Source organism: Microbacterium sp. NPDC055683 (assembly GCF_053617895.1).
Genome location: NZ_JBSHGQ010000031.1, coordinates 44,376 through 47,970, shown reverse-complemented (window position 1 = coordinate 47,970; position 3,595 = coordinate 44,376). Strand labels below are relative to the sequence as shown.

Annotated in this window: 2 protein-coding genes; both read right to left on the bottom strand. The window is 72.8% G+C overall.

Features of this window, described 5'->3' with window-relative positions:
* Window positions 1–18: 18 nt before the first annotated feature.
* On the bottom strand, window positions 19–387 hold the full coding sequence (locus ACWGPF_RS12395) for an FKBP-type peptidyl-prolyl cis-trans isomerase (protein WP_345439736.1): 369 nt from the start codon (window positions 385–387) through the stop codon (window positions 19–21).
* 105 nt (window positions 388–492) lie between these two features.
* A partial coding sequence (locus ACWGPF_RS12390) for a hypothetical protein (RefSeq protein ID WP_452333109.1) occupies window positions 493–3,595 on the bottom strand: 3,103 nt, incomplete at its 5' end.

The window sequence follows — 3,595 nt, the reverse complement described above, 5'->3', positions numbered from 1 at the left end:
GCGCTTCCCGTACGGCCGTCAGGCGACGGCGATGAGGTCGATGATGAAGATGAGCGACTTGCCGCTCAGGAAGTGCCCGGCGCCTGCGGGCCCGTAGGCGAGGTGCGGCGGGATGACGAGCTCGCGGCGTCCGCCGACCTTCATCCCCGGGATGCCGTCCTGCCAGCCCTGGATGAGGCCACGCAGCGGGAACTGGATGCTCTCGCCGCGGTTCCACGACGAGTCGAACTCGTCGCCGGTGTCGTACTCCACGCCGGCGTAGTGGACGGTCACGGTGTCGCCGGGCTTGGCCTCGGCGCCGTCGCCCACGATGATGTCGCGGATGACGAGCTCGGAGGGAGCCGGCCCCTCCGGGGCGTCGAACTCGGGCTTGGTGCGTTCTGTCATGCCCTCCATCTTGCCCCGTCTCGCCGCCGCGCGCACGGCGACGGGTCGGACGCGGCCTCGGGGGGGGCAGCCGCTTCCGACCCGTCGCGGATCGGGTGCGCCGGATCAGCGGGTTCGTGCCGCCGCGCGGGCGCGGGCGACGAGCATCCATCCGGCGAGGAGGAGACCGCCGCCGACGGCGAGGCCGAGGGGACCGAGCTCCCCGCCCGTGGGGGCGAGGGGCCGGGGCTTCGGCGTCGGGGGCGTCGGCTGGGCGGTCGGGGCGGGGTCGCGCTCATCGTCCGCGGTCACCGTGACCTCGTTCGTCGGGGCCGGCCCCTGGTTGCGGGTCTGGAAGACCGCGACATTGTCGAACGACGCCTCGATCCTCTCCCCGGGACGCAGCGCCGGCCCGTCCGGCACCACGGCATCGAACACGATCGTGACGCTCTCACCGGGTTCGATCGCGGCGATCTCCACCCGATGCGTCGCCGTGCCCTCGTCCAGCGTCGCCGCGCACGCCGTCGAGCACGACGCCTTCCCCGCGGGGACGAGGCCGTCCTGCAGCTCGTCCACGACCACGACGTCTCGGCTGGGCGCATCGCCCGCAGCCTCCAGGAGGATCTGATAGCGGACGGTGTCGCCGAACTCGACGATGCCGTCCGACTCCACCCAGCCGTCGTCCGACTCCTCCCACACCGACTTCTCGGCCGACAGCGACCCCGCCACGAGCGGCGTCGGCTCGCAGTCCACGTTGTTCCCGGCCAGCGCGCCCGCGGCGATCGCGGCGGCCGCACCCGGTTCGGGGCACGTCGGCTCCTCGGGGGCCGGGTCGTCCTCCGTGGTGACGACGGCGAGGTTGACGTACTCCCCCGCCGGCGCATCCGCCTCGAACATGACCGTCAGGACGAGCTGCGTGCTCTCCCCCGCTCCCAGGAGCGCGGGGTCGACGTCGCACGTCACGACCTGCCCGTCGGCCGCGCACCCCTCGGGGCCCGACACGAAGACCATCCCGTCCGGCAGCACGTCGGTCACGGTCACGGGATCGTCCCCGTCGACATCCCGCGAGCCGATGTTCGCCACGGTGATCGTGTACTCGAACGACTGCCCGGCCTCCGCCGACGCGCCGCCGTCGTCCTTCGTGAGCGCGAGGTCGACCGGATGATCGGCGTTCACGATGGTGCAGACGACGTCGAGGATGCCCGCGAGCGTCACGACGTCGCCGTCGAGAGCGCCCCCGATGCACGACCAGGTGCCTGCCGCGTATCCCTGCGGTCCGTCCTCGGAGAGCGTGTACGAGCCGGCGGGCACCTCCGCCCCCGTCACGGCCGCCTCGCCCGTCGTCCCGGAGATCGCGACGGGGCCGTCTGCCGAGAGAACGAAGTCGGAGACCTCCGCCTCGCCGCCCTCGTCGTTGTCGACGACCTTCACGAGCGTCAGCGTCGGGAACTGCAGCGGCGTCGGCTCGCAGTCGACGTTGTTCGACGCGCTCGGGCAGCTCGGCTCCTCGGGGGCCGGGTCGTCCTCCGTCGTGACCCACGCGATGTTCTCGTAGTCGCCCGCCGGAGCGTCCGCCTGGAACGCCACCGTGAGCACGATCTCCACCGCGTCCCCCGCTCCGAGGAGCGCGGGATCGACGTCGCACGTCACGACCCGCCCGTCGGCAGAGCACTCGTCGGGGCCCGAGACGAAGACCATCCCGTCCGGCAGCTCGTCCACGACGGTCACGGGCTCGTCGAGGTCGACGGCGCGCTCGCCGACGTTCTCGATCGCGAGCGTGTAGTCGAAGCTGCCGCCGTTCGCCGCGGTGGCCCCGCCGTCGTCCTTCGTGAGGGCGAGGTCGACGGGATCGTCGTCGTTCACGATCGTGCAGACGGCCTCGTCGCCGACGCCGAGCAGGAGCGCGGTCCCGTCGAGGGCGCCGCCGTCGCAGGCCCACGCCCCGGCAGTGTAGCCGGCACGCTGCTGCTCGGACAGGTCGTATGCGCCCGCTGTCACGGGTGCCTCCGTGATCGCCTCGTCGCCCGAGACTCCCGAGATCGTGTCGGGGCCGGACGCCGTGAGCGGGAAGTCGACCGCACCGAGGTCGCCGCCGTCGTCGTTGACGACCTCCTTCACGAGGGTCAGGTGCGGCGCGATGTCGTCGTTCACGATCGTGCAGACCGCGTCCTCGCCGACCTCGAGCACGAGCACCCCGTCGTCGAGCGCGCCTCCCTGGCAGCTCCACTCTCCGGCCTCGTATCCCGCGGGCCCCGTCTCAGACAGCGCGTAGGCTCCCGCGAGCACCGTCGCGGTCGTCACCGATGCATCGCCCGTGGGTCCCGCGACGTCGGACGGCCCGTCGGCGACCAGCGTCCACTCCGTCGGCAGCGCCGTGCCGCCGTCGTCGTTCACGACCTCCTTGATCAGCGTGAGGTGCGGGGCGATGTCGTCGTTCACGATCGTGCAGGTCACGTCGCCGCCGTTCGGCACCGTCACGATGCCGTCCTCCGTGACCGCGCCGCCGTCGCAGACCCAGACGCCGGGCGCGTAGCCGGACGGGCCGTCCTCGCTGAGGACGTAGTCCCCGCCGGGCACGGTCGCGTCGGTGATCGCGAGGTCGCCCGTCACGCCGCTGACCAGGACGGGGCCATCCGCCGTGAGGGTCCACGCCGAGGCGTCGAGCGTGCCGCCGTCGTCGGTCACCACGTCCTTCACGAGGGTGAGCTCGCCGGGCAGATCGTCGTTGACGATCGTGCAGACCGCGACGTCGCCCACGGCGAGCAGCAGGGCGGCGCCGTCGAGCGACCCGCCGTCGCAGCTCCACGTGCCGGCGGCGTACCCGCCCGGGCCCGCCTCCGACAGCGCATAGCCGCCCGCCGTCACCGCGGCGCCGGTCACGGCGGGATCGTCGGTGACGCCGGACACGGGGGTCGGGCCGTCGGCCGTGAGGACCCAGTCCGTGTCGACGGCGTCTCCGCCGTCGTCGTTCACGACCTGCTTGACGAGGGTGAGCAGCGGGGCGATGTCGTCGTTCGTCAGCTCGCAGAAGGCGCTCTCTCCGTTCGCGAGGGCGATCTGCATGCCGGCGACCGCGACGGCCGTCTCGCGGCTGTCGTCCGTCCAGCAGGAGACGTCGACCAGCGCGTAGCCCATGGGCGACTGCTCGCCGAGCGCGTACGCGCCCGCCGACACCTCCGCACCGGTCACCGCCGCATCGCCCTCCGCACCCGAGACCGGCGTCGGACCG

What these genes read in the sequence shown, in the direction of transcription:
- ACWGPF_RS12395 (WP_345439736.1), bottom strand. Translation starts at nt 387, where the DNA reads ATGACAGAACGCACCAAGCCCGAGTTCGACGCCCCGGAGGGGCCGGCT.